Source organism: Psychrobacillus psychrodurans, from assembly GCF_050209195.1.
Classification (GTDB): domain Bacteria; phylum Bacillota; class Bacilli; order Bacillales_A; family Planococcaceae; genus Psychrobacillus; species Psychrobacillus psychrodurans.
The window spans coordinates 3,679,466-3,704,593 of the sequence record NZ_CP189791.1; the positions used below are offsets into that span (position 1 = coordinate 3,679,466).

Here is a 25,128-nt window from a genome sequence, read left to right on the forward strand (position 1 = left end):
TTTATAATCTAATAAATCCAATTAGAAAAGTAGGTTTTAATATGAAAACAATCCCCAAACCTCTTGTAATGATAAATCAATGGACAATTGTATTATCTGTAATTATCTCGCTTATAACTCAAACTGCATGGATTTTGCTAATCCCCTTAGTTGCAAATATATCAAGTTTATTGATAGGATTCCACCCTATACTAGTTGTGGCCAAAAGGTTTTTATCTAAACCCGCCAACCAGTATATACAAGAAGACTATGCGCAACTTCGGTTCAATCAGTGGCTTGCTGTTGGCTTTTTGTTAGTAGCTAGCATCAGCTTTCTATTGAATTGGTCAATACTTTTCAATACAGCAGCTATTATGGTCGGTCTAGCTGCATCCATTGCATTAGTAGGGTTTTGCATAGGCTGTTTCGTTCGATTCCAATTTCAACAATGGAACTATCGGAGAAAAAAGTCAGCTTTATAAATCAATTTATAAAGGCATATTAAAAATTGACTTATATAATACGAAAATAGCCTTTCCTGTAAAGTAGGAAAGGCTGTTTATTTGTTTTCTAATTCATTGATGCATTGAGGATCTAAATAGGAAAAACTGACAAAAGTGTAGGAAATCGTAGCTCCTCCATTTAAAATTTCATGACTCCTTCTCACCCCTTACCTATTTCCCTTGCCGTTTCACTTATAATCAGACTAAGCTTTAAACGATTAAACCATTTATCTGACTCACTAACATTCCAATTCAAACCATTTATGTCTTCATGATACTCTAACCCTTCAACAGCACGGAAATCTAATTGTTTTTTGGCCATTCTCCAAGTAATCATTGCCCATTCTGCATCTGTCATCATAGCTTTTGAATATCTATTTATAAATTTTGCACTTCCATGCGAAAAAGCACAGGAACCAGCAGTTATGTCTACTTCTTTTCCTAGTTCTAGAGAGAATATATGATTTGTTATTTTTTCAGTTTCAATCCATTCTATTGGATGGGAGTTCTTAGCTTTTTCTGTCCTTCCTAGTATTAAATAATCATAGGTAGGTATGTCCTCTACTATTTCTCTTAATTCCTTTGGGCAGCACTTAACCCATGTTAAAATCCTATCAAAATCACAGTAATGATAGAAATCACTAATTCCCCAAAATGCAAATTTCAATGCTTCCCTTCTTGCATTTGCTACTCCTTTTTTAGGAATAATCTTAACGTTAAATTTACTTTTTTCAATTTCTGTAATTAATCCTCTAGAAGTTTCTTCACTAATAGCAATAAAAAGTTTCGAATAAATTTGTTCCAATTCTTTTTTATGTTCCTTAAAAAGCTGAATACTTTTCCCTTCTGGTCATGAATTACAGTTACAAGTGCTGTATTCAATAAACAATCACCACCGATGTCGTATATTTGTTTTTCTTTTGTTAGAGTACCCTCCAATTCACTCCATTCTTTTATTTCCATAATAATTAATTCCTACAATAGCAAGTAGGATAACCAGTAAAATTGAGCCAATAAAAACCGGGGAACTTATATTTCTTGTACCAAATTTATTAGCAGTATACTCCCCATCTCTTGTGGCCTTAATATATGTTCCAACTTCCTCCTGTATAGCAATCGCTTTATCTGTGGTTATTCCTTGGATAGAAAAATACTTAGTTCCTTTCTGATAGGTATTCGAGAAATTTCCAGAATAGGTTCCTTCCTTATCCGAATACTTTGTAACATGTCCAATTTCTTTATCCACCTCATTGACCCGTTCGTCCGTGATAACATACACAGAACCCTCCCACACGACGAATGCATATGACCAATCTGCAAATGTTTTAATCGGAAATAATATATGGACAAAAAGAATAAAAACGATACCAACATGCATTATTTTTTTGCTATTCAAACAATAATCACCCCTATAGAATATCGGACATTCTAACTTCGTCCCTGTTCCACTAACGTTTTATTTAAAAAAAAGGCTGCTTCAAAGCAGAAATCTGCTTTAAAACAACCTTCATATCTATCATTCTCCTAAATCTACATTGTGGTAGACTTGTTGAACATCTTCTAAATCTTCAATTGCGTCGATCATTTTCTCGAATTGTGCTTGAGCGTCTGCATCTAAAGCAATATCATTTTGCGCAAGCATTGTTAGTTCCGCGACTGTGAAGTCCGTTACACCCGCCGTTCTTAATGCTTCTTGTACGGCATGGAATTGATCTGGCTCTGCATAGACGATTACTGCATCTTCCTCTTCTAAAATGTCGCGCGCGTCTACTTCTGCTTCCATCAAAATTTCTAGTACGTCATCAGCAGTTTTACCTTCTAAGCCAATAACTGCAGTTGCATCAAACATATAAGCAACTGAACCACTAACACCCATATTACCGCCATTTTTACCAAATGCAGCACGTACATCGGATGCAGTACGGTTAACGTTATTTGTAAGTGCATCTACAATTACCATAGAACCATTCGGTCCAAAACCTTCATAACGAAGCTCATCAAAGCTTTCTTCTGATCCGCCTTTTGCTTTTTCAATCGCTTTATCAATAATATGCTTAGGCACACTGTATGTTTTTGCACGTTCCAATACTACTTTAAGCGCTTGGTTAGATGTAGGATCAGGCTCACCTTGTCTTGCAGCAACATATATTTCACGACCAAATTTCGCATAAATGCGGCTAGTATTAGCATCTTTGGAAGCTTTCTTTTCTTTAATATTATTCCACTTACGACCCATAAGTCCCACTCTCTTTCGCTAAGCTAAATTTTATACTGTAACATTATACATGAAACCCTTATAAACTAGCAAAATAAATACATTAACTTCCATTTATATACTATTGATTTGGGTATAATTCTTGCAGGAATGCGATTGATTTTGTAATCATTTCCTTTAAAACATCTTCATTAACATCCTCGACTTTGTTTATATATACGCATGATTTTCCTGCTGTATATTTCCCGAAGCGTTTGAGAGCTTCTTCTCGTGCCGTGTCCCCAGTCGTAATATATAAACTAATCTTTGCCTTTCTCGGTGAAGATCCCACTAAAGGAGCATCTCCTTCGTGACCTGAAGCGTATTTATAATGATAAGTTCCAAAACCAATAATGCTCGGTCCCCACATCTTAGCTTTATAGCCTGAGGTCTTCTCAAAAATTTCTAAAAGCCTGTATGCATCCTCACGTTTCTTCGTATTATCGACTGCCTCTATAAATTCAATTACACTAGCATCTGTCTCTTTCATCTTTGCTTCATATTTAGCCATTTTCTGACTCCTTTCGATAACTACTTTTTATAATAAGCCCGTGACACGAGTAGTCCAACCACTCCCAGAACTATAAATAAGAATGCCTTAATAGCTACAGATACAAATGAAATATCGAACAATATGATTTTCGCTAACGTCACAAACAGAATACTGACACCGACATACTTACCTTGAGGCAATGAAAAACGACTAACTACCATAAATAAGATAGCCACTATAATCCATAAAGAACTAGTAATGACTCGCTCGGCATTGCTACCAATATCCCCTGAAAGTAAAGTAGCAACCATATGCAAAAAGTATAAAATCATAATCGCGATAAATGATACTCCAATATTTATGACAGTTTTCTCTATAAAAATTCTAGATAGTAAATAAACTCCATAAACTGTACCTACTAAAAATACTATCCAGTGTAGCATTTCCCATGATATCCAACTCATAATTGAAAAAGATAGCACATAGTAGAAAGCCACGATATAACTAATACTCAAAAGAATTAGATGTAAAATATGTTTGAAACTTTTATATACAAAGAAGTATATATAGCTCAACCCAATTATCCCTTCAAACAACAAATTATCTAGCTGAAGCTGCATTATATTTAACAAAGCAACTGATCCATTCGCGATAAAAATAGGTGTACGAATAGAATCCTTTTGATATACATAATAACAAATTCCATAAATTAGCGTAATAATTACCATTAAAGCTGTTGCTTCGTTGTCCGTAAATATTATACCTATCCATAAGACAGTTAATAGCATAATTGAAAATAGCGTATACGCTTGTTCCTTTAACATCTGCTTTGTCTTCAAAAGACTAACCAATAAAGCAACATGTTGCGCGAATACGGGAAGCATTGCGATCCATTTATATGCGTCAGGTACATTTGTAAAAATAAAGAAAACTAATATTGCGACCTGTAAGAAAATTACCGAAATATAATATAGTGCCTTGTAGGAATATTTTAAGGAGATCCATAGAAATACTGTGAAAAGAACTGTTTCATATAAAGAAAACAATGGAATATTGGGCAAAGTGCTCTTTATCAGAAATGGAACAAATACGCCCCCAACTATAGCTACAATTCCAATTCCTTGTGAGCGATACTTATAGGTAAAAAATAATCCTAATGCAATCCAAATAAGATTGAAAATAAGTGCTACTGTAGGTCCGGATATATTATAAAGCTGATGCATCGCAAAAGTGGTCAACATTAGGATTGGAATAGAGCCACCAAGGAGCATATGCCCTAAATTCTTACGACTTTTTTTAATTTGCCATATACCTAATGCGATTAATACAAAACCAACGACATAACCTATGATTACTTTTACGGCCGGTTGTAAAAAACCGTAATCTGACACCGCTTTGAATCCCCAAATTATTCCCATTATAAATACGACAATAAATAAGGGAGGCAGTATTTTCTGAAAGATTAGTACATCCCATTCAACAGGCTTTTTCACTTGTTGTTGCTGTATGACAGGTCGATGAGGTTGAGAGATATTTGGTTTAGTATGTATTTGCTCTTCTAAAAATCGAACTCGTTCTTCTAATTGCTCTATTCTCTTTTCAAGAAGTTCACTCTTCTCCACCCAATCCCTCCTTTTCAATAAGTTCATACTCATACTATTAGACAAATATTGAAAATATCCTTTAAGCATAAAAAACATGAGGAGTTATCTTTTAAATAACTCCTCATGTTCTCTTTTATTTCGGCAATAACGAATTAATTTCATAAATGAGTCAATTTCATAAAGAATATTGTATAGTTAAATCCGAAAAACGCTGATTTCCGCTCTAGGCGGACGCTTTCCACGGGCACGGCTTCAATCTCCTCGTCACTTCGAAAACATATGCTCCTGCGGGGCTTTCAGCTCGCGCTGTTCCGTGCGATATTAAGTAAACATTCGCATTTTTAAATGAAACAAGTAATTATGAAATTGATTCAAATAAGTTAAATTTCAAAACCTGCTTTTTCACTAGTCGTTTTTTCATAAACCTTAATGGAGCCTCCAGAAGGTCCGTAAGTAATCGTTGAATTTACCCAACCGTAGTTTTCATAGTACCCTTCTAAATCACTAGATAAATAAAGTTTCTCGTATCCTAGCTGTGCACTCACATTCAATCCATGTTCTAAGAGACTTTTACCAATTGACCTTCCTCTATACTCCGGCTTTACATATAAGCAGGCTAACCAAGGGAACAAATCTTGTCTGCTATTAATGTCATTTCGAAGCAACGCATAAGTACCAATGATTTCCTTACCCTCGATAGCAATATAAAATCTTGGTATAGCGTCCTTATCTTTACTTGAATGTCTCATACAATCCTTGTAAAAATCATAGTTCGTTTCATTTCCCCATTGCTCCCAAAATATTTCCACTGATTCATTAAACAAATCAGATTCATTTTGGATATTTAAAATTTCCATATTAGCACCCCTTTTTATAACTTCTTTATCTTATTTCGCTATATAATATAAGATACCTTTATTTCCGTAGGATGGTGAGAAAAATTAGAGATCGTGGAGCAACCATAATTATTGAAAACGGCCAAGTTGCACTCATTAAACGAACAAAACCTCATATGACGTATTACGTGTTTCCAGGGGGAGGATTAGAAGAAGGAGAAACTCCAGAGCAAGCGGCGATTCGCGAAACATATGAAGAGATAGGCGTACATGTAAGAATCCAGCGTCCTTTTAAGATTCTTGAACAAAGTGGTAATCAACATTTTTTTCTAGCAGATATAATAGGAGGAAAATTTGGACCCGGAATCGGTGAAGAATATACAGATTCATCTCCTCAAAGAGGCGGTTATGAACCGATTTGGTTAGATATTAAAGATCTATCCTCACTGGATGTACGTCCTAAAGAAATCATCGAGCTAATTACAGAGGTCTAAGCAGTCCAATAACCGCACAAAATGACAGGCTTACCTCTTTGTTTTCCACTAAAATACATATTAGGAGTGAAGCCAATGGGATGGGTAGAGTCGATTCAACAAGCAATAAGTTACATGGAAGATCATTTACTAGAAGACTTATCAATAGAACAAATTGCTAAGGAAGCTAATTCTTCTGCTTTTCATTTCCAACGGACGTTTTCCATCTTAACGGATATGTCACTCGCAGACTATATTCGAAGAAGAAGACTCACTTTAGCTGCACAAGAACTGCTGAATACAGACAATAAAATTATCGATGTCTCCTACAAATTCGGCTACGACACTCCTGAATCTTTCACTAAAGCATTCCGTAAACAACACGGTATAACGCCTAGTGAAGCACGAAAAAATATAGGGAAAATAAATTCCTATAACCGCCTTGTTATTCAGGTAAATTTAAAAGGAGCTGAGCCAATGAAGTACAAAATTTTAGAAAAAGATAGCTTTCAAGCTGTCGGAGTGAAAAGAAGCTACAATTGTAAGAACGGAGAAAATACTCAAGGTATACCTTTGTTTTGGGATGATGTAAATGCGGACGGTACAGATGATTTGCTATTCCAATTAAACAACGGAGCAATTAAAGGTGTACTTGGTGTTTGCGTTGCAGACGAAGCATATCAAGAGAATAGCTTAATCGATTACTGGATTGCAGCAGATTATGTGGGCGAAGTACCAGAAAATTTATCAGCTATTACAATTCCGGCATCTAAGTGGGTTGTGTTCGAGGTACACGGTGCGATGCCAGATGCCATGCAAAATACATGGAAACAAATATATTCCGAGTGGTTTCCATCCAATCCATATGAGCCAGCAGGAACACCAGAATTAGAAGTATATTCTACTGACGACCCTACCAGCCCAAACTGTTATTCAGAAATTTGGATACCGATTAAATAACATCAAAAACCCGAGGAGCACAAATCCCTCGGGTTTCCATATAATATAGTTCTCATTTCCCAAAGTCATCTTGCCACAAATTTAAGACGAGTTTGGAATGTTAATTAAATAATTCTGGGTACACTGTTTTAGCAACCAGTTCTACTGCTTCACCAATACGCGGCCCAGGTCTAGATATAACGTCACCGTCTACTAAAAATACGGAGTCATTTTGTACAGCTGGGATCTTGTCCCAACCAGCACGAGATTTAATCTCGCCAGTTGCATCTTCTATATAATTTGAAGTTGTTAAAATAATTTCTGGATTTTTGGCAATAACATCTTCTTCTGATACACTAGTCCATCCTTCTTGATCGCTAAACACATTGTCGACAGATGCTGCAGCTAAAATTTCTTGCTGGAACGTTTTACTTCCCGTTGTATAAATATCTGGCGATGGGCTAATCTCATAATATACTTTTTTTAATACGGCAGCAGTTTCCACTTTTTCTTGAACTTCTTGAATAGTAGTTTGAATTGAAGTAATAATTTCCTGCCCTTTTTCCTCAACTCCCATTACTGTAGCCAGCTGCTTGATATCTCCGTATACATCCTCAAAAGAAGTCGCAGACTCAATAACAAAAACTTTTAATCCAGCTTCCTCTAATAGTTGTAAAGCCTCTTCTTGACCGATTGTATAAGCGATTACTATGTCAGGGTTCAGTTCTGTAATTCGTTCCGCATTAAATGCAACTGAATCAGATACTCGTTCAATTTCAAGCGCTTCCGCTGGATATGTATCATATTCTGTTGCACCTACAATTTTATCCCCTACTCCTAACGCAAAAAGAATTTCTGTATTGCTTGGTTGAAGAGAAACAATCGTTTCGGGTACTTCTTCAAATGCAACCTCATTACCAGCATCATCTGTTACTGTGTATTCTTTTACTTCATCTACTACTTCCTCTTGTTTCTCTACAGTTGGTGTTTCTTCTGCAGAACAGCCAACAAGTAAGAACGAAAATAGCAGCACTGCTAACCAATTAAATACATGATTTTTCTTCATATTATTATTCCTCCATTTGCTTCTTTTTTCTCATTGGATACGACTTACTGACAAATTGAATTTCTTCCACAGCATGATGTTTATTAACATAAACAGCCATAGCAAACAACACGTTTGCCAATAACTGTGCATAGTCAAATAAAATCTCAGGTACTTCCCTTTCTAATGAAACTTTATGTAGAGCTCTAACTGACTTCTTTGCTTCACTTCTACAAACGTGTAATTCACAAGCAGCAGTTGTACCTTGTGGTAGTACAAATATATCTACTCTTCCTTTTACTTCCTCCACATAGAAGTCGTACATATCGCTTAGAAACTGTAAATCACCTTCTGTTATGGCAACCTTACCTCGAACGGACCCGTTTAAATGGTAAGCCATTGGCGCCAAATACACTAGATCCTCGTAAACCTTTGGTACATCCTTGGTCAAAGATGCCGCTAATCCAATTCGTGTAGTCAATGAATCCGTTCGAATTTCAAAATCTACAGTAGAAGGAGTCTCACGCATAAATGGATAACAAATATAGCGGATATCTTTTTTCATCTTTTTACCTCCTCTCCTCTCGTTTGCGAACTTTCCGACATACAATACTTAGTTAGTTAACAGCACAAAAAAACGCCACCCAAATTAGGGCGGCGTGATACCTATTTATCGAGAAAATAAAAAAGAAAAATAGAAACGTGCCGTACAATCCCTTAACTTCCGAAGAGTATCTATACGTTCAAGAAAAGGCTGGTCTCCTGGCTCATGCATCCATTTACTCTAAGAACCTTCCCATTGACTAATCAACAGTGGTATTTTTCTTATTTCATCAGCATTTACAGTTGCGGAAACAGCTTCGGATTTTAACCGAATTCCCAAATTAAGCTAACAAGTTAGCACCTTTTCCCTGCGAAAATTATTCACTTACCACCAGTGTACCATAGCTATCTCTCTAACTGTAACAACAATTTCACACATGAGAATTCCTCGTTTTTATGCTAATGTCAGTATATGAAAAAACTTATACCTCTTTTACTTTTACTTGTTGTTGTATTTTTGGCATCAGGACAAACAGCTGAACAGCAATCTATGCAGGAAGTTTTAAAGGCATGGCTACCTAACAAACCTTTAGAGTCTTTTCTTTCTATATTTCAAGTTCCATATTGGGGTATTCTCGTTTCGGTGGAAGAGCGTGGTTACTATGCATTTTTAGAATTTTTGATACGAAAAGGAACACATTTCGTTTATTTTGGAGTAATTGCTTTAGCCATCTATATTGCACTATCAAGAATTAAGTATCGAAAGGCCACTGTGGTCGTAATTACTATGTTTCTTGCCATCGCTGATGAATTTCGTCAATCTTTTACAAGCGGTCGGACTGCTTCCCTTCAGGATGTCATATTGGATACATCCGGGGCAATTGTTGCTATATTGTTACTAACATTATATCAGTGGTACAAACAAAGAAAAAACGTTGCACAGTAAAGTCAACGTTTTTTCTTTATAAGTAAAACTAAACCAAACGACATAACCGCAACGAATGTGAGAATCAAATTAACGGGAAGGATAGGCTTGAATATAACTTTTTTATCAGTAATCTCATATACCCCAATTGGCTTAATGGAAAAAATACCTCCGCCTCCTTCTCCTTGTCCAATTGACACAGCCTGCTCTTCATCCAATTGCCCACCACTTCCTCCTCCCACAAAATAGTTTACTTTGGCAACAGGTAATACCTGCTTATTCTCCATAACAATGGGCTCTCCGTAAACTAACGCAACATCCTTCTCACGAGAAAACTTTTCAAAAATAGAGCGTACTGGTGCTTGAAACATCGGATATTTCAGTTCTGGTTTTTTAGTCATAATAATTCCACCCTCTACTCTAAAATAAGTGACATATGCTGTTCTTCGTAATAATTATCCCCTATCTTTAATGCCATCTCTTCTGTACCAAATACTTTAAAACCTAATTGAAGATACAGATTCTTGGCTGCCTTATTGCTTGATACGACAGATAGGTTTATCTTTTGAATTTCTTCACTTTCTTTGGAATGTTCAATTGCCATCTCCATTAACGCCTTGCCAATACCTTTTCCTCGGGCCTTTGGACTAATATACATAGCGAAAATATTAGCTCTATGCCTCATCTTTAAAGTACTTTCTTGTAATAGAGTAACTACACCAATTAATGTATGTTGTTCGAAAGCTCCAAATGTATAATTTTCCTTTACTTTAAAATTATCTTTTACTCGTTCAATTGGATTGTCCCGTAGAATCGCTTCCTCATAGCTCGTGCCAAAAGCTTCTGGGCTATTTTGCAATGCTTCTAGTCTTAACTCCCAATACGCACTCGCATCTTTACCTACTAATTGTCTAAACTCCATTCTTATACCTCCAGGAAATATTTATCATTACATAATTCATGCGCAAAAAAAACAAAATCTCGACAAGCTTCTGCACGGAAACTTTCTGTATTAAATAATGACTCAGTTTGTCTAGATGAACGTATTCTTAGACCCTCCATCAATAAAGGTTTCCACCGTTCAGGCAACGTGTCTATTCCGTTTTCTAATGCTATTTTCTTTGAAATAATCTCTTTTTTATCTAAAGAGTAAAGAATTCTACAAATAGTTGTCGTAGCAAATTCCACCATTTCATCTGAAACTGAACCCCTTATTTCTTTCGCCTTACTGTACCAATATTCATTAATATTATATTTTAATGTGTTGAAGACATCTTCCCATTTAGTAGCAATGCCAAGTTCTATAATTGGTGTTCCTTGTAGTACATTTCCGTACTCCTTTAAAACCCACCAGGTTATATGATTAATATCCCAATGACCAACCTCTAGACTTCCATCCGAATAGTAAGGATAGGGAGCTAAGACACTATTTGTTTTCCCTATGTCGGCCTTTAAAATATACATTCCATCCATACGTGCTCCAAGGTTTTCATTTGTTAATTGAACATGAATATCGTCCAGAATTTCTATTTCCTTTTTATTTGCCGTTCGCTTCAATAACACAATAAAGTCAATATCGCTTTTCTCCTGTTCAAATGCTCCTATTGCAGTAGAACCATAAATATAGACTCCTTCAATTAAATCCTTAGTTAAATATGTGTTCAATAAATGCAAAAAGACTTGCATTAATTTATGTACCTCCTGTGGTAATGTTTGCTTCATGATTCACTCTCCTTTGAAATTATGTTCAAAATATGTACTAGGCTTCGAAATACCTACAAAATATGACATATAACACTATTGCTAATATTAAGTCTGATGTAAATTAGCGCTAATAGGATTGCAAAAAAGGAGCCCTTAAAATTATGCAGAAAAAAGTTGCTTGGATTACTGATACCGCCGCTTTATTAGACCCAACTTTCATTGAAAAACATAATATTTATGTCCTTCCTTTGAATATCGTATTTGAAGATGGTGCTTTTAAAGAAACAGTTGAAATGACGCATGACGAATTTTACGACAAGTTAAGCAAAGCAAAGGTTCATCCAAAAACTTCACAGCCTCCAATCGGTGAAATGGTGCAATTATATGAAGATTTAAAAGCAAAAGGATACGACTGTGCCGTTGCTGTTCACACATCCAGTGAGTTGTCAGGAACCTATAATAGTTCACAAACTGCTTCAAAAATGGCAAACTTTCAAGTGTATTCAATTGACTCTAAAATAGGATCATATCCAATGGTCAAAATGCTAGAAGTCGGTAAGCGTATGATGGAAGAAAATCACGACATAGAGGAGGTTGTTGCTCATATTGAAAATATGACAAATAACTCCGAACTTTCCTTTATACCATCCAGCTTAACGCAACTCCATAAAAGTGGTCGTGTATCTGGAACAAAAGCTTTTCTAAGTAACCTTTTAAATATAAAAGTTGTTATTTCCTTTGATAACGGAAAAGTTGTGATGAAAGAAAAGGTTCGTGCAGATAAAAGAGCGAAGAATTATGTAATGAATTTGCTACGAAACGACATGAAAATTTCCAAAGTTCCAGAAGTTGCGGTTATTAATTGCAACAATACGATTGATGCTAGAACTTGGAAAGAAGAATTGCTACAAGAATTCCCTAAACTAAAAGTAGTTGTTCTTCCTCTTAGTGCTTGTGTTGGAGTCCACGCTGGTGAAGGAACAACAGGACTTAGCTGGGTTAGATATTAAAGAGTTTGTGCTGCGGCACATTCTCTTTTTTCAATAAGGAACAAATTGCCGCATCACAAAAATATCCCTTTTCAAACGCTGATTGCCTTAAAACTCCTTCATATACAAAGCCTGCTTTTTCTAGTGTCTTTTTTGAGGCTAAGTTTTCGGGATCATAGAGTGCTTCAATTCGATTTAACTCCATTGCCTCGAAACCGTAACGTAAAACAGGCTCTAAAACCTCAGTCATAACCCCTTTTCGCCAAAACTCTGGTGTCACTTCAAAACCAACTTCTGCTTTAAAATGTTCCTTCTCCCAATTGTGATAACCACAGCTACCAATAATTTTATTGTCTTCCTTCGTAGCAATTCCCCAGCGAAACCCCTCTTTTTTATGGTATCGCTTTTGCCAGTTTTCTATTAATACTTTTGCTTCCCTTATGTCCTTAAACGTATTTAAGTCATAATACTTGGTGACCTCGTCTTGTGAAAAATAATGATATACGTCCTTTGCATCACTTATTTCAATTGGGCGCAATAAAAAACGTTCTGTTTCCAATCTTGGAAATCTTTTTTTATGGTTATCATATAGAAAAAAAACTACAGATTGTGCTATAACAAATAACCCCGTCAGTGAACTTATAGATATACTAACCCAGACCTGGTCCGCAATTTTCCCGTTCCCAATTGGCCCTACTCTCGGCTGATACATAGAATAGATGCCCCATACATTACCAACTAGAATAGCAAGACCCCCAAATAACAATAACCACTTTCTCATAACTACCTCCTTACTCTGTCTTTATTCATTCGTTATAAAGTATGGAAACTCCTTTTCAATAATGTGAATACTTGTGCTCTTTTGAGTTATTAAGACAATTGGTACAGTATTTATTCACTTAAAGCTTATTTAGAATTGTCTATCCAGAAGGAGCAACAAACATTTATAGTAGCAGAGTTTAATTGCTGCACTCTAGGGCTATTTGTCTCCTCTTTTCAATTCCTCTATAAAAGCTGAAATACTCATCTCACCTAAAATACCTACTTTGTGTTTGCGAACAGAAACTGCATTATTTTCTCTTTCTTGATCGCCTACAATGAGCATATAAGGATGCTTTTGCATAGCCGCTTCACGTATCTTCAAGCCAATTTTTTCTACCCGATTGTCTACCTCCACTCGATATCCCTCTTGTTCTAGCTGTTGCTTTACCTCCTCCGCATACTCAATATGCGCATCGGCAATGGGTAATACCTTGACCTGGATTGGGGATAACCACAGCGGAAAGCTACCTTGAAAATGCTCCAACAAAATAGCCATGAATCGTTCAACGGATCCATAAATCGCACGATGGATCATAATTGGTTGTTGTAATTGATTGTTCTCGTCTATATACTGGCAACCAAACTTCTCAGGCATTTGAAAATCAAGTTGAATAGTCCCACATTGCCAACTACGTCCCAAGGCATCTAAAATATGAAAATCAATCTTCGGACCATAAAATGCACCATCTCCCTCATTTATTTGATATTCTACCCCCTTACTCTGAAGAACAGTTTCTAATGCTAGCTCTGCTTTACCCCACGCCTCTACTGACCCCATATAATTCTCTGGGCGCGTAGATAGCTCTACTTTATAGCTAAAGCCAAATTCTGAGTAAAATTCATCTACAAGATCTAGCACCTTTGCTAATTCACTTTCAATCTGCTCCTCCAAAACAAATAGATGAGCATCATCCTGAGTAAATGCTCGAACTCGTAATAATCCATTCAAAGACCCTGATAATTCATGGCGGTGGACCAGACCAAGTTCCGCATATCGAATAGGCAGCTCTCGGTAGCTTCTTCGTTTGCTATTAAAAATTAAGACAGCTCCTGGGCAATTCATTGGTTTAATCGCATACTTTTGATCATCTACGTCTGCAAAATACATATTTTCATGGTAGTGATCCCAATGCCCTGATTTTTCCCAAAGCTCCTGCTTCATCATAATGGGAGTTTTAATCTCTTGATAGCCTGATCGTTGATGCTTTTCTCTCCATAGATTTTCAAGTTCATTTCGCAGTATCATCCCTTTAGGTAGATAAAACGGCATACCAGGTGCTTCTTCCATCGACATAAACAGTTCTAATCTCTGCCCTAAATTTTGATGATTAACTCTTTCTTCTGATTTAACTGACATTTTAATTCCTCCAATTTAATTAAATTTCACCTAAAAAAAGACCACACCCATCCCAGTAAAGGGACGAGTGTGGTCGTGGTTCCACCCTAATTTGCAACACAAATAGATGCTTGCTCTCATATAAGATAACGGTTTCCCGATTATGGATAATTACATAAATGCGTTCCCCATAATTGCTCCAAGGTGGTAAATCATTCGCTTTTCTTTAAGGGCTTTCAGTCGGTGACCCCATTCTCTGGTAAGAAAATTTTAAATAATTCATGTCCTTTTCTTCGCTTGAATATTAAATTATCATTTTTTACTGACTTTCCATAATACAAAAAGACCACACCCATCCCGGTAAAGGGACGAGTGTGGTCGTGGTTCCACCCTAATTTGCAACACAAATAGATGCTTGCTCTCATATAAGATAACGGTTTCCCGATTATGGATAATTACATAAATGCGTTCCCCATAATTGCTCCAAGGTGGTAAATCATTCGCTTTTCTTTAAGGGCTTTCAGTCGGTGACCCAATTCTCTGATAAGAAAGTTAAAATGATTCATGTCCTTTTCTTCGCTAGTTACTAATTATTTTTTTTAGTATATGCAACAAAATGGAAATAGTCAACATTACTTTTTTTATTTCTTTACAGTATTTCGTTTTGCCAATTGCTGTAACGGATCCCAAACTCCATTAAACGGAGGAGCATATGCAAGGTCAAGATCCAATAACTCAGAAAAGGTCATTTGATGATAAAGAGCTGTTGCTAATACATCAATTCTTTTATCTACACCATTTCCACCAATAATTTGGCCACCTAAAAGTTGTTGGTCACCAACACTGTAGATCAGTTTTATATGCATCGTTTCCTTGCCCGGATAATAGCCTGCGATGTCCGTTGATTCCTGAACATGGACTTCATATGAAATACCAAGCTTTTTTGCTTCTTTCTCTGATAAACCTGTTTTTCCAAGTGCCAAATTAAAAAATTTCATGATGGATGTGCCAACTATACCTTTAAACTCTGTCCGTTGACCAATCATATTTAATCCGGCAATTCTCCCTTGTTTATTTGCAGTAGTTCCTAGAGGGATATAATCATTCAATTCTTTAATACGATGAAAATGAGTTGCACAATCTCCCGCCGCATAAATACTATCTAAATTCGTTTCTAAATGATTATTAACTACAACTGCCCCATTTAGTTGCATTTCAATGCCAGTTCCCTTTAAAAATTCAGTTGTTGGTTTAACTCCGACAGCCACTAAGACTAAGTCAGTTGGATAACTCCCTTTGTCTGTTATAACCGTATTTACCCGATTAACTCCCTTTAACGATTGAACTTCTTCATTTAATAATACTTCTATATTATTTTCCTTTGCATGCTCATGTATAAAAGATGCTACATCGTTATCAAATATACCAGCAAGCTGATTGCTTCTTTGAATAATTCGCACCTTTTTCCCAATACCCACAAAGTTCTCTGCCATTTCTAGCCCGATGTATCCCCCACCAATTATTGTAACTTGCTGGACATTTTCTAAATCTGAGATAATCGCCTCTGTATTTGGAATCGTTTTAATCGTATGAATCCCTAATAAATGACCACCATCCCATTTTGGGATAACTGGGGTCGCACCAGTTGCTATAAGTAAACGATCATAATTTAATATAAAATTTTCCCTAGTTTGTAAGATTACCCCTGATACAGTTTTATTTATGTGATCCACCTTCGTCACTTCGTATCCTGTTTTTGCATCAATCCCATACTTACTTCGGAACATTTCTACACTTCGAGCTATTACATCTGTTGAAGAAGGAACATGCTTTCCGACTACATAGGGTAATCCACACTGCCCATAGGAATAGATATGCCCTTTTTCTAGCGTTGTAATCTGAGCGTCTGGATCGTTACGTACAATTTCCATAGCTGCACTCATCCCAGCTGCATCTCCACCGATTATTACATAATGCATGAAATTTCCCCCTCTGCTTTTGCTTCTCCTCAGTATCTGTAAACCTCTGTCTATATTATACACAAAGAAAAATGGTCAAAGGTTATCTCACTAACACTATATAATTTATATTCTATGTAAAATGGGCATGTCCTAATAGTTGGACATGCCCACTTGATATTTATACTGCTCTGTTCCAGAATCGATGCGTAGCAATAGCTTTTAAGAAACTGTCCACGAAACTTTTCCCAGATTCTTTGGAGAGTACACCAGCTTGACCAGTAAAGTGAAGATTGTCGACTAGTTGCTCACCACTAAATGTAGCGCCAATCGGTTTAAAATGTGCATAAGCTTCCTTGATGAAATACGTAGCCTCTTTTTCAAACATAGCTGTTTTACCATGTAAACTTGCTACATATACCGCATCAAATAATACCGAATCAGCTGTTAAGAAAGTATGGTCTACTGGCAGCAACGTCCCATCAGCTCCAACAACTGATCCATGATGATCACTCACTATTTCTGGCATTGTTCCGCCTGCTTTTAAATCTGCTAGAATTGTAGGTAAATCCTCTTCAAACCCTTCTCCAACTAAAACAGCTATTTTTCTAGTATGTGGCTTCATAAAAGTATTTAACTGACTAAGTGCCGGGGAAGATTTTGTAGTAGTTGTAGTACTCACACCTTGCACTACAAGTCCTAAATTTTCCGCTACCTTATTCGATAAATCCAAATCAACTTTCGCGAACATCTCTAGAACTTGTTGACGAACAGTCAATTCTTTACACTTACCAAGTTCGAAACTAAATGCGCTAATAATATGTTCTTTTTCTGGATTACTCATGCTATTCCAAAATAACTTAGCTTGCGAAAAATGGTCTTTAAAGCTCTCACTTCGTGCACGAACTTTTCGAGCATCTATCTTCTCCTGATAATGCGAATACCCACCTTCAGCTTCACTAACAGGTATCGGAGTATTCCCAGCAAGAGAGTTTTTATGATAGCTCACTCTTCCCACATTAATCGATTGTCTTCCATATCCATCACGCTGGTTATTGTGGAATGGGCAAACAGGTCTGTTTATCGGTAGCTCATGAAAATTAGGACCACCAAGACGGATTAATTGTGTATCTGTATAAGAAAATAATCGTCCTTGAAGTAGTGGATCATTTGAGAAATCTATTCCTGGTACAACACTTCCTGGATGGAACGCAACTTGCTCAGTTTCAGCAAATACATTATCTACGTTACGATTTAATGTCATCTTCCCTAAAATTTTTACTGGTATCTCTTCCTCTGGCCATAGTTTAGTAGGATCCAAAATATCAAAATCAAATTTAAATTCGTCTTCCTCTGCGATAAGTTGGACTCCAAATTCATACTCAGGATAATCCCCATTATCAATCGCATCATATAGGTCACGACGATGGAAATCCGGATCTTTCCCATTTATCTTTTGTGCTTCATCCCATACAACTGAATGGGTACCAAGTAGTGGTTTCCAATGAAATTTTACAAAATGGGATTTACCTGCCTCGTTAATGAAACGAAATGTATTTACACCGAACCCTTCCATCATACGAAAGCTACGTGGTATAGCCCTATCTGACATTGTCCACATGATCATATGTGCCGTCTCCTGATTGTTAGCAACAAAATCCCAAAACGTATCATGTGCAGTCGCAGCCTGCGGAATTTCATTGTGTGGCTCTGGCTTTATAGCATGCACCAGGTCTGGAAATTTAATAGCATCTTGAATGAAAAAGACAGGAATATTATTTGCTACTAAATCATAATTTCCTTCTTCCGTATAAAACTTAGTAGCGAATCCTCTAGCATCGCGAGCTAATTCACCAGATCCACGTGAACCTGCCACAGTAGAAAACCTTACAAACACTGGAGTCTTTGTGCCAGGTGTTTGTAAGAACTTTGCCTTCGTAAATTCACTTGCTGATTCGTATAATTCGAATTCCCCATGAGCTGCATAACCTCTAGCATGTACTACTCTTTCTGGTATGCGCTCATGATCAAAATGCGTCATTTTTTCACGAAAATGGAAATCTTCTATCAAAGTAGGACCTCGTTCTCCTGCTTTTAGAGAAAATTCATCTTCAGATATTTTTAGTCCTTGATTCGTAGTCAATGCTTGTCCTTGATCGTCCACACGGAATTTTTCTAATTGTTCATCTTTGCTATTTCCAGTTACTTTCTTATCCAAACAAACTCCTCCTCTACTTATATCTACACTATTGTTTATACCCTGAATGACAGTTCAAAAACCCCTAAAATAGAATCAAACACTTAATTCATACTAAATCGATAAGAATTACTATTGACTTCTTGCAGATTAAGTAGTACGATTATTCCCACAACTCCATACTACTTATTAAGAGAAGCTGAGGGACTGGTCCGATGATGCTTCAGCAACCGCCACTTCTATGGTATGGTGCTACTTCCAGCAAGAAACTTGAGAGATAAGTGTACATAAAATTACTTACTCTTTTGATTTTCAAAAGGGTTTTTTATTTGCATTTAAAACCAACTTAACACATAGGAATAATTAAAATCAAAAGGAGACGACAACTGTGAATAACTTGTACATCAAAACGGAAAAACAGCAGTATTGGATCAATCAGTTATATGAGTTAGAAGAAAAATTTAAAAGTAAATCCGCCGAAATTGATGAACAATCTATTTTTCCAAAAGAAAACGTGGATGATTTGATCAATATCGGATATGCAAGCCTTACACTACCCGAATCGTATGGTGGTAATGGATTTTCTGTATACGATATGGTTCTTTTACAAGAAACACTTGCTAGCTTTGATGCCAACACAGCCCTATCAGTAGGTTGGAGCTTAGGTGTTGTTGGTGAACTATTTGAAAACAAACTTTGGAAAAAAGAGAAACTCGACTTTTTTGCAGCAGAAGTATTAAATGGCGCACTCATAAATCGTTCTGTCAGTGAAGCTCAAACTGGAAGCCCAACGCGTGGGGGTAGGCCTGGAACTATAGCCATAAGAAAAGGAGATTCTTGGGTACTAAATGGACGTAAAATATTCACGACCGCATCCCCTGTACTATCCTACTTTTTAACATCTGCATGGATTGAGGAAAAAGAAAAAGTTGGTTTCTTCCTTATTCCTCGCAATACAGCTGGCCTTTCCATTGAAGAAACCTGGGATGTTGTATCCATGCGAGGAACGAGTAGTAATGACTTAGTATTGAATAACGTAATCGTTCATGAGTCAAATCTAGTAGAGCTCCCCGAGTTCGCAAGTGGTGGAAAGATTAATGGGTGGCTATTACATATACCAGCGACCTATCTCGGAATCGCACAGGCAGCAAGAGACTACGCAGTACAATTTGCCAATACCCATTCACCAAATAGCTTGAACGGATCTATTGCACAGCTGCCAAACGTTCAACAGCTTTTAGGAGAAATAGATTTAGAGCTTACGAAGGCAAGATTAGTCATTTATGGAGTTGCTACTTCCTATGACAATGATGTTACAAAAGAACTACTTTCTAATGAAGTAAGCGTGGCAAAGCATATAGTCACTAATTCAGCCATCACTATTGTTGATAAAGCAATGCGTTTAGTTGGTGCCAAAAGCTTACAGCGAACTAATCCACTACAACGCTATTATCGAGATGTCCGAGCGGGACTACATAATCCTCCTATGGATGATATGACTATTAAGAAACTAGCACTTTCAGCGTTAGAAGAAGTAAATAATAAAAACTTAGTAAAAGGATAAGGAGAATGAACATGAATAAGTATTTTAAATTAGTGGCGGTTGGTTTAGTATCCATAACTTTTTTAGCGGCTTGTAGTTCCGGGGAGGCTTCTACTTCATCAGAAGGTGGTGATGTTCGCAAAGTAAAAGTAGCATATGACATGGCCTCTAAACCTATTTCATGGTTGGATGACAACGGAAACGCCACTGGATATGATGTAGAAATTATGAAACTAGTAGATGAACTACTACCTGAATATGAATTTGAATATGTAGGGACTACAAGTGATGATCTATTAATCGGGGTAGAGCAAGGCAAGTTTCAGGTTGGTGTGAAAAATGCTTTTTGGACAGAGGAACGCACAGAAAAATTTATTTTCCCCAAGGAATTCCTTGGTTTAAGTAGTGCAGGTCTCGTATTGAAAAAAGAAAATGAGCATATTAAATCGTTAGAGGATTTTGCAACTGCTGAATATTCTTTAGCACCGATTGCCGCAAATAATGCGCAGTATACTGTAATTGATGAATACAACAAAGCAAATCCTAATAACCCTGTAAAACTAGATGCAGGTGATGCATTTACCGTGGATGTAATCCAATGGGTCAATGAGGGGCGTGTTGACGGCGGAGTAATAATTGAAGGACCATTCCAAAAACAGGTTTTAGATGAAACTGGTCCTTACTATAATCTAAAAGATGAAGTTGTTTACAATGAATTTGCAGTTATCAAGACATGGCCATTATTCAACAAAAAAGAGCAAGAATTTGCAGATGCTTACGATAAAGCTATTAAGCAATTACAAGAAGAAAAGAAAACAAATGAACTCAGTACAGAGTTCTACGGTCGAGACCTTTTTGAAGTGTTAGACCAAGTTGAAAGATAATTGTTAGATTCCTATAACGTAAAACAACAATTAGTAGGGTTTTCTTCACCCCACCTTATTTTAGGAGTTTTACGGGCAGTTGTTCCACCTATAAGTAGTTACTATAGAATAAAGCCTTGGATTGGAAGTGTCACTGCCCGTTTATTCGGGATAGAGGCTGCCTGGCGCAGGATGCACAGGTAGCCTTTAAAATATCATAGGGGGAATAATGCACAATATGGAAAAATACTTTGATGTATCGTACATATGGAACTCACTTCCGATATTGCTTCCATTTTTAAAAGTAACTTTTGTCGTTGCTGGATTATCCATTATTTTCGGTACTTTTTTTGGTTTGATTCTCGCTATGATGAAGCTTGGAAAGAGTAAAATTGCTCAAAAAATAGCAAACTTCTATATAACGATTTTAAGATGTACACCATCTATCGTACTACTGTTTTTAGTGTATTACGGTGTACCTGCTTTAGCCGATAACTTCGGTTTATATTTACATGATTTAAATACAGCAGTATTTGTCGTCATTACCTTCACCTTACAATTCGCAGCTATCATGGCAGAGGTTATTAGATCAGCCTATGAGTCCATAGAAAAAGGTCAATTTGAAGCTGCTGTTAGCGTTGGTTTAAGTCCCTTTCAAGCATATAGAAGAATCATTTTCCCACAAGCACTTGTAGTTGCACTTCCTAACTTCGGAAATGGCCTTATCGCATTACTTCAAGAGGGGTCACTTGCATATACTATCGGTCTAATCGATATCGTTGGGAAAGCCAATTTAATCATTGCAGCAAACTATAATACACATGCATTAGAGATATTTATCGCGCTTGCACTAGTTTACTGGATTTTATCCATACTTATCGAAAAGTTCTTTGGAAAGCTTGAAAAAGTATTTAGCAAAGGAAAGCATACAATTAACACAAATTAAGGAGTGTAAATAATGTCGGAAGGTTTAAATTATACATTTTTAATCGATACATTCTTCATTGCATTATCCGGTGTACCAATTACGCTTCTCGTTACCGTTGTAGCTTTGCTTATTGCACTACCTTTAGGCTTTTTATTGGCTTTAACACGTATCAATCAAGTGCCTGTATTAAACTGGTTCTCAAGAATATACGTTTCCTTCGTAAGAGGTACACCGATTATTATTCAAATTTTCATCGTTTATGCGAGTGTCCCCTTAATACTTTCCTTGTTTTTTGAGAGGTATAATCTCAACATAAACGTCTACGATATCAACCCTATTTGGTACGCTTTTATCGTATTCTCTTTCAGCACTACAGCTATATTGATAGAAGTATTTAGATCGGCTTTAAGCACGGTCAACAAAGGACAGCTAGAGGCAGCTCAATCAGTTGGACTTTCAAATTTCCAAGCCTACCTTAGAATCGTAATACCTCAAGCGTTGGTCGTAGCATTACCTAATATTTGTACAGCTACCGTGAATCTAATAAAAGCTACATCACTTGGATATGCAATGTCCTTACAAGAAATCACATTAAAAGCGAAGGTAGCGGCAAATGTAGGCTATAACTATGTGGAAGCTTATATAGATATTTTTCTTGTATATATAATTTTGTGTAGCCTTGTCGAATACGGATTTAAATTATATGAAAAACGTCTACGCAGATACAAATATGTGAGCGCTTAAGGAGGATTATCAAATGTTAACGATCAATGAAATTCATAAATCATTTGGGAAGAATGAGATATTAAAGGGAGTAGATTTAACTATTGATAAAGGTGATGTAGTAGTTATTCTCGGTCCAAGTGGCTCTGGAAAAACGACATTATTACGCTGCATTAACTTTTTAGAAAAGGCCGATAGTGGTATGGCAACTTTTGGGGAGTTGCAAGTAAATTTGCATGATGCCTCTAAAAAAGATATCCACACCATCCGACAAAAAACAGCTTTCGTATTTCAAAATTATAATTTGTTCAACAATAAAACTGCCTTAGAAAACGTGACGGAGGGTCTTGTCATTGGTCGTAAAATACATAAAACTAAAGCTACTGATATTGGTAAAAAAGCGCTAGACAAGGTTGGTTTATCAGACAAATATAATTCCTACCCAAGTCAGCTTTCCGGTGGTCAACAACAGCGTGTTGGGATCGCACGAGCAGTAGCATTAAATCCTGATATTATTCTATTTGATGAACCAACCTCTGCATTAGACCCTGAATTGGTTGGGGAGGTACTAACGGTTATGAAAAATATCGCCAATGAAGGTACTACTATGTTAGTTGTCACACATGAAATGTCCTTTGCAAAGGATGTTGCAAACCGAGTTATCTTTATGGATGGCGGAGTAGTAGTTGAAGAAGGTACCCCTCATGATATTTTCATAAGTCCAAAAGAAGAACGCACTAAGAAATTCTTAAAACGTGTGTTACCAGAGGATTATACATTTTATATTTAGCACAATAAGAGCTGGTCTTCTAAGAACAGAAAAGCAGATATGCCGTTGATTTCCACTTTATATCGACGAATAATTGGATATAAAACCGCCTAAATATACATGTTTTATCTTAAAATAAATAAGGATGAAATAGACTCCGATAAAAGGAAATCTACTTTCTTCTTTCATGATAAAATAGTATTCCTAACCGGACAGACGGTTTTATCCCTCTATTAACTTTGACTATTCTTATTGTCTAAGCTAGAGGCTATGCAAAACCTTTTAGTAGAATACCACTCACTTAAATGATTGTAGTGAAATGTGGCGACTCCAGCGGGATAAGCGAGAAAGTTGGGACCCCGCAGGGAGCGTAGTGAAGACATTGGCCAAACTTTATTTGGTCAATGTCTTTGCGACGAGTAACCGCAGGAGCATATGTTTTCAACGAGTAGGCTCGACTTCGCCCGCGGAGGCCAACAGGATGTTGGTCACAAAGGCTTTGCCACAGGACGTGGCGCACTTAGCCTTTGTTCTCCACATGTAACAGAAATCACTGTATTATTTATTCTTTAAAGTCCCATGAATCCAGTGTTCACGGTATATTTTTGTATATACTTATTATCTAAGAAGCGGCGGAAAATGACTAATTCATTTTCCGCCGCTTTTATTCGTGAATATTAATTTAGCCCATAATATTATAGCCAGAATCTACGAAGATGACCTCACCTGTTACACCACTTGATAAATTACTTAATAACGCAACGGTCATATCGCCTACTTCTTGTTGAGTAACGTTCCGTTTTAACGGAGACTTTTCTTCAATTTGGTGCAAAATCGTATTGAAAGAAGAGATTCCTTTTGCAGCTAGTGTTCGAACTGCCCCAGCGGAAACAGCATTTATACGTACATTATTTTTCCCTAAGTCCAAAGCCAAGTACTTAACAGAGGCTTCGAGAGACGCTTTAGCGATACCCATTACATTGTAGCCTTCTAGTACACGTTCAGCCCCTAAGTACGTCATTGTTACGATAGATCCACCTTCGGTCATAAAAGGCGTTGCTTCTCTAGCTGCAGCAATAAGCGAATAAGCACTTGTATCTTGTGCAAAAGCATAACCCTCTCTTGAAGTTTGTAAAAAATCACCTTTTAAATCCTCTGCATGTGCAAAGGCAACGGAGTGAACTACACCATGGATTACTCCAGCTTCCTGTCCAATTTGTTGAAACGCCGCCTTAATACTATCATCGCTATTTACATCACATTCTACTATTAGTTTTGCCTCTAAACTATTATCTTTCAATAATTTTTCTATTTTTCCAAGGGAACGTTCTTTACGGTATGTAAAGATAACATTTGCCCCTACTTCAAATAATGACTTCGCAACTCCCCATGCAAGGCTACGCTCATTCGCAACACCCATAACAACAATATTTTTATCTTTTAATTGAATTAAGTCTCTCATATATACCTCCACTTTATTATTCAGATATATTATACCTGTTATTAGCACCTGGTTATTATTTTAATCATACCATAAACTCTCCTGATTGTACTAAACCATTTTGTGTTTTTCCCTGTCATCTGGTTGTAATATTTGCAAAGAAACTGTAAACATTCTACCTGAGTCTTCTAAATGTAAGGGTTTTAGTTGTAATAAAAGTGAAGTGGATTTATTTCCCACGCGGTCTCATTACTTTTACAT

27 protein-coding genes and 2 riboswitches are annotated in these 25,128 nt (G+C 36.7%); of the genes, 10 read left to right on the forward strand and 17 right to left on the reverse strand.

The annotated features are described in order from the left end of the window. The first annotated feature begins 41 nt into the window (after positions 1-41). Positions 42-461 carry a DUF4395 domain-containing protein gene (locus ACQCPR_RS18185; protein WP_340880622.1) on the forward strand — a complete coding sequence of 140 codons (420 nt, stop codon included), beginning with the start codon at positions 42-44 and terminating at the stop codon, positions 459-461. Positions 462-642: 181 nt separating this feature from the next. Here ACQCPR_RS18185 and ACQCPR_RS18190 read toward each other — a convergent pair whose 3' ends face one another. From ACQCPR_RS18190 to ACQCPR_RS18220, 7 genes are all read right to left on the reverse strand, one after another. Next, on the reverse strand, positions 643-1,287 hold the full coding sequence (locus ACQCPR_RS18190) for a hypothetical protein (protein ID WP_427137732.1): 645 nt from the start codon (positions 1,285-1,287) through the stop codon (positions 643-645). After that, positions 1,227-1,445, reverse strand: coding sequence for a hypothetical protein (locus ACQCPR_RS18195; RefSeq protein WP_340880624.1), 219 nt, complete (start codon positions 1,443-1,445; stop codon positions 1,227-1,229). The genes ACQCPR_RS18190 and ACQCPR_RS18195 overlap by 61 nt, the downstream gene beginning before the upstream one ends. After that, entirely contained in the window at positions 1,423-1,878 is a 456-nt protein-coding gene (locus ACQCPR_RS18200; protein ID WP_427137733.1) for a hypothetical protein, read from the reverse strand. Before ACQCPR_RS18200 ends, ACQCPR_RS18195 begins: the two co-directional genes overlap by 23 nt. A 120-nt stretch (positions 1,879-1,998) precedes the next feature. Then, complete coding sequence (locus tag ACQCPR_RS18205) at positions 1,999-2,718, reverse strand: YebC/PmpR family DNA-binding transcriptional regulator (RefSeq protein WP_093495707.1); 720 nt, start codon at positions 2,716-2,718, stop codon at positions 1,999-2,001. A 100-nt stretch (positions 2,719-2,818) separates the two neighbouring features. Next, a complete protein-coding gene (locus tag ACQCPR_RS18210; protein ID WP_427137734.1) occupies positions 2,819-3,247 on the reverse strand; it encodes a DUF1801 domain-containing protein in 429 nt (142 codons plus the stop codon). Positions 3,248-3,267: 20 nt separating this feature from the next. After that, positions 3,268-4,851: a DUF2339 domain-containing protein gene (locus ACQCPR_RS18215; RefSeq protein ID WP_340880626.1), complete on the reverse strand. Its 1,584-nt coding sequence runs from the start codon at positions 4,849-4,851 to the stop codon at positions 3,268-3,270. A 362-nt stretch (positions 4,852-5,213) separates the two neighbouring features. Beyond that, on the reverse strand, positions 5,214-5,690 hold the full coding sequence (locus ACQCPR_RS18220) for a GNAT family N-acetyltransferase (RefSeq protein ID WP_090566031.1): 477 nt from the start codon (positions 5,688-5,690) through the stop codon (positions 5,214-5,216). Between the two features lie 74 nt (positions 5,691-5,764). Between ACQCPR_RS18220 and ACQCPR_RS18225 the strand changes: the two genes are divergently transcribed. Continuing rightward, the gene (locus tag ACQCPR_RS18225) at positions 5,765-6,163 is read left to right on the forward strand and encodes an NUDIX hydrolase (RefSeq protein ID WP_340880628.1); all 399 of its coding nucleotides are present in this window, start codon (positions 5,765-5,767) and stop codon (positions 6,161-6,163) included. Positions 6,164-6,238: 75 nt separating this feature from the next. After that, complete coding sequence (locus tag ACQCPR_RS18230) at positions 6,239-7,102, forward strand: AraC family transcriptional regulator (protein WP_340880629.1); 864 nt, start codon at positions 6,239-6,241, stop codon at positions 7,100-7,102. A gap of 100 nt (positions 7,103-7,202) precedes the next feature. Here ACQCPR_RS18230 and ACQCPR_RS18235 read toward each other — a convergent pair whose 3' ends face one another. Both ACQCPR_RS18235 and ACQCPR_RS18240 read right to left on the reverse strand, forming a co-directional pair. Further along, a complete protein-coding gene (locus ACQCPR_RS18235) occupies positions 7,203-8,147 on the reverse strand; it encodes an ABC transporter substrate-binding protein (protein WP_427137735.1) in 945 nt (314 codons plus the stop codon). 4 nt (positions 8,148-8,151) lie between these two features. After that, on the reverse strand, positions 8,152-8,691 hold the full coding sequence (locus ACQCPR_RS18240; RefSeq protein WP_427137736.1) for a hypothetical protein: 540 nt from the start codon (positions 8,689-8,691) through the stop codon (positions 8,152-8,154). Between the two features lie 170 nt (positions 8,692-8,861). Then, a riboswitch (cobalamin riboswitch) is annotated at positions 8,862-9,049 on the reverse strand. Positions 9,050-9,141: 92 nt separating this feature from the next. Here ACQCPR_RS18240 and ACQCPR_RS18245 point away from each other — a divergent pair. Then, entirely contained in the window at positions 9,142-9,615 is a 474-nt protein-coding gene (locus ACQCPR_RS18245; RefSeq protein ID WP_090566015.1) for a VanZ family protein, read from the forward strand. A gap of 2 nt (positions 9,616-9,617) precedes the next feature. Here ACQCPR_RS18245 and ACQCPR_RS18250 read toward each other — a convergent pair whose 3' ends face one another. From ACQCPR_RS18250 to ACQCPR_RS18260, 3 genes are read right to left on the reverse strand one after another with little or no spacing between them, the layout of a single operon-like run. After that, positions 9,618-9,995, reverse strand: a complete 378-nt coding sequence (locus ACQCPR_RS18250; protein WP_269922655.1) for a hypothetical protein — start codon at positions 9,993-9,995, stop codon at positions 9,618-9,620. Positions 9,996-10,009: 14 nt separating this feature from the next. Beyond that, the gene (locus ACQCPR_RS18255; RefSeq protein WP_090566009.1) at positions 10,010-10,516 is read right to left on the reverse strand and encodes a GNAT family N-acetyltransferase; all 507 of its coding nucleotides are present in this window, start codon (positions 10,514-10,516) and stop codon (positions 10,010-10,012) included. A 2-nt stretch (positions 10,517-10,518) separates the two neighbouring features. After that, on the reverse strand, positions 10,519-11,316 hold the full coding sequence (locus tag ACQCPR_RS18260) for an aminoglycoside adenylyltransferase domain-containing protein (RefSeq protein ID WP_090566006.1): 798 nt from the start codon (positions 11,314-11,316) through the stop codon (positions 10,519-10,521). Positions 11,317-11,459: 143 nt separating this feature from the next. On the opposite strand from ACQCPR_RS18260, the gene ACQCPR_RS18265 reads away from it, so the two are divergent. Then, positions 11,460-12,308: a DegV family protein gene (locus ACQCPR_RS18265; protein ID WP_427137737.1), complete on the forward strand. Its 849-nt coding sequence runs from the start codon at positions 11,460-11,462 to the stop codon at positions 12,306-12,308. Here the strand turns inward: ACQCPR_RS18265 and ACQCPR_RS18270 are convergent. The 4 genes from ACQCPR_RS18270 to ACQCPR_RS18285 all read right to left on the reverse strand — a co-directional run bounded on the left by ACQCPR_RS18270 (position 12,298) and on the right by ACQCPR_RS18285 (position 18,621). Beyond that, the gene (locus tag ACQCPR_RS18270; RefSeq protein WP_340880636.1) at positions 12,298-13,068 is read right to left on the reverse strand and encodes a GNAT family protein; all 771 of its coding nucleotides are present in this window, start codon (positions 13,066-13,068) and stop codon (positions 12,298-12,300) included. The genes ACQCPR_RS18265 and ACQCPR_RS18270 overlap by 11 nt on opposite strands. Before the next feature lie 198 nt (positions 13,069-13,266). Continuing rightward, positions 13,267-14,466: a threonine--tRNA ligase gene (gene thrS / locus ACQCPR_RS18275; RefSeq protein ID WP_427137738.1), complete on the reverse strand. Its 1,200-nt coding sequence runs from the start codon at positions 14,464-14,466 to the stop codon at positions 13,267-13,269. A 620-nt stretch (positions 14,467-15,086) separates the two neighbouring features. Next, the gene (locus ACQCPR_RS18280) at positions 15,087-16,424 is read right to left on the reverse strand and encodes an FAD-dependent oxidoreductase (RefSeq protein ID WP_427137739.1); all 1,338 of its coding nucleotides are present in this window, start codon (positions 16,422-16,424) and stop codon (positions 15,087-15,089) included. 160 nt (positions 16,425-16,584) lie between these two features. After that, on the reverse strand, positions 16,585-18,621 hold the full coding sequence (locus tag ACQCPR_RS18285; RefSeq protein ID WP_427137740.1) for a catalase: 2,037 nt from the start codon (positions 18,619-18,621) through the stop codon (positions 16,585-16,587). Between the two features lie 162 nt (positions 18,622-18,783). Next, positions 18,784-18,884, forward strand: a riboswitch (SAM riboswitch). A 104-nt stretch (positions 18,885-18,988) separates the two neighbouring features. On the opposite strand from ACQCPR_RS18285, the gene ACQCPR_RS18290 reads away from it, so the two are divergent. The 5 genes from ACQCPR_RS18290 to ACQCPR_RS18310 all read left to right on the forward strand — a co-directional run bounded on the left by ACQCPR_RS18290 (position 18,989) and on the right by ACQCPR_RS18310 (position 23,447). Further along, positions 18,989-20,164 (forward strand): acyl-CoA dehydrogenase family protein, encoded by a 1,176-nt coding sequence (locus tag ACQCPR_RS18290; protein WP_427137741.1) that lies wholly within the window; start codon positions 18,989-18,991, stop codon positions 20,162-20,164. Between the two features lie 11 nt (positions 20,165-20,175). Continuing rightward, entirely contained in the window at positions 20,176-21,027 is an 852-nt protein-coding gene (locus ACQCPR_RS18295; RefSeq protein WP_340880640.1) for a transporter substrate-binding domain-containing protein, read from the forward strand. A 208-nt stretch (positions 21,028-21,235) separates the two neighbouring features. Beyond that, on the forward strand, positions 21,236-21,952 hold the full coding sequence (locus ACQCPR_RS18300) for an amino acid ABC transporter permease (protein ID WP_427137742.1): 717 nt from the start codon (positions 21,236-21,238) through the stop codon (positions 21,950-21,952). Between the two features lie 12 nt (positions 21,953-21,964). Then, complete coding sequence (locus ACQCPR_RS18305; RefSeq protein WP_090565985.1) at positions 21,965-22,678, forward strand: amino acid ABC transporter permease; 714 nt, start codon at positions 21,965-21,967, stop codon at positions 22,676-22,678. Between the two features lie 13 nt (positions 22,679-22,691). Then, entirely contained in the window at positions 22,692-23,447 is a 756-nt protein-coding gene (locus ACQCPR_RS18310) for an amino acid ABC transporter ATP-binding protein (protein ID WP_090565982.1), read from the forward strand. A gap of 661 nt (positions 23,448-24,108) precedes the next feature. Here ACQCPR_RS18310 and fabI read toward each other — a convergent pair. Then, a complete protein-coding gene (fabI, locus tag ACQCPR_RS18315; protein WP_340880641.1) occupies positions 24,109-24,888 on the reverse strand; it encodes an enoyl-ACP reductase FabI in 780 nt (259 codons plus the stop codon). Between the last annotated feature and the right edge of the window lie 240 nt (positions 24,889-25,128).

Coding starts and splice junctions, on each gene's coding strand:
- ACQCPR_RS18260 (WP_090566006.1), bottom strand. CDS start 11,316: ATGAAGCAAACATTACCACAGGAGGTACATAAATTAATGCAAGTCTTT.
- ACQCPR_RS18300 (WP_427137742.1), top strand. CDS start 21,236: ATGCACAATATGGAAAAATACTTTGATGTATCGTACATATGGAACTCA.
- ACQCPR_RS18310 (WP_090565982.1), top strand. CDS start 22,692: ATGTTAACGATCAATGAAATTCATAAATCATTTGGGAAGAATGAGATA.
- fabI (WP_340880641.1), bottom strand. CDS start 24,888: ATGAGAGACTTAATTCAATTAAAAGATAAAAATATTGTTGTTATGGGT.
- ACQCPR_RS18265 (WP_427137737.1), top strand. CDS start 11,460: ATGCAGAAAAAAGTTGCTTGGATTACTGATACCGCCGCTTTATTAGAC.
- ACQCPR_RS18270 (WP_340880636.1), bottom strand. CDS start 13,068: ATGAGAAAGTGGTTATTGTTATTTGGGGGTCTTGCTATTCTAGTTGGT.
- ACQCPR_RS18240 (WP_427137736.1), bottom strand. CDS start 8,691: ATGAAAAAAGATATCCGCTATATTTGTTATCCATTTATGCGTGAGACT.
- ACQCPR_RS18195 (WP_340880624.1), bottom strand. CDS start 1,445: ATGGAAATAAAAGAATGGAGTGAATTGGAGGGTACTCTAACAAAAGAA.
- ACQCPR_RS18280 (WP_427137739.1), bottom strand. CDS start 16,424: ATGCATTATGTAATAATCGGTGGAGATGCAGCTGGGATGAGTGCAGCT.
- ACQCPR_RS18230 (WP_340880629.1), top strand. CDS start 6,239: ATGGGATGGGTAGAGTCGATTCAACAAGCAATAAGTTACATGGAAGAT.
- thrS (WP_427137738.1), bottom strand. CDS start 14,466: ATGTCAGTTAAATCAGAAGAAAGAGTTAATCATCAAAATTTAGGGCAG.
- ACQCPR_RS18210 (WP_427137734.1), bottom strand. CDS start 3,247: ATGGCTAAATATGAAGCAAAGATGAAAGAGACAGATGCTAGTGTAATT.
- ACQCPR_RS18255 (WP_090566009.1), bottom strand. CDS start 10,516: ATGGAGTTTAGACAATTAGTAGGTAAAGATGCGAGTGCGTATTGGGAG.
- ACQCPR_RS18305 (WP_090565985.1), top strand. CDS start 21,965: ATGTCGGAAGGTTTAAATTATACATTTTTAATCGATACATTCTTCATT.
- ACQCPR_RS18250 (WP_269922655.1), bottom strand. CDS start 9,995: ATGACTAAAAAACCAGAACTGAAATATCCGATGTTTCAAGCACCAGTA.
- ACQCPR_RS18235 (WP_427137735.1), bottom strand. CDS start 8,147: ATGAAGAAAAATCATGTATTTAATTGGTTAGCAGTGCTGCTATTTTCG.
- ACQCPR_RS18220 (WP_090566031.1), bottom strand. CDS start 5,690: ATGGAAATTTTAAATATCCAAAATGAATCTGATTTGTTTAATGAATCA.
- ACQCPR_RS18295 (WP_340880640.1), top strand. CDS start 20,176: ATGAATAAGTATTTTAAATTAGTGGCGGTTGGTTTAGTATCCATAACT.
- ACQCPR_RS18205 (WP_093495707.1), bottom strand. CDS start 2,718: ATGGGTCGTAAGTGGAATAATATTAAAGAAAAGAAAGCTTCCAAAGAT.
- ACQCPR_RS18185 (WP_340880622.1), top strand. CDS start 42: ATGAAAACAATCCCCAAACCTCTTGTAATGATAAATCAATGGACAATT.
- ACQCPR_RS18245 (WP_090566015.1), top strand. CDS start 9,142: ATGAAAAAACTTATACCTCTTTTACTTTTACTTGTTGTTGTATTTTTG.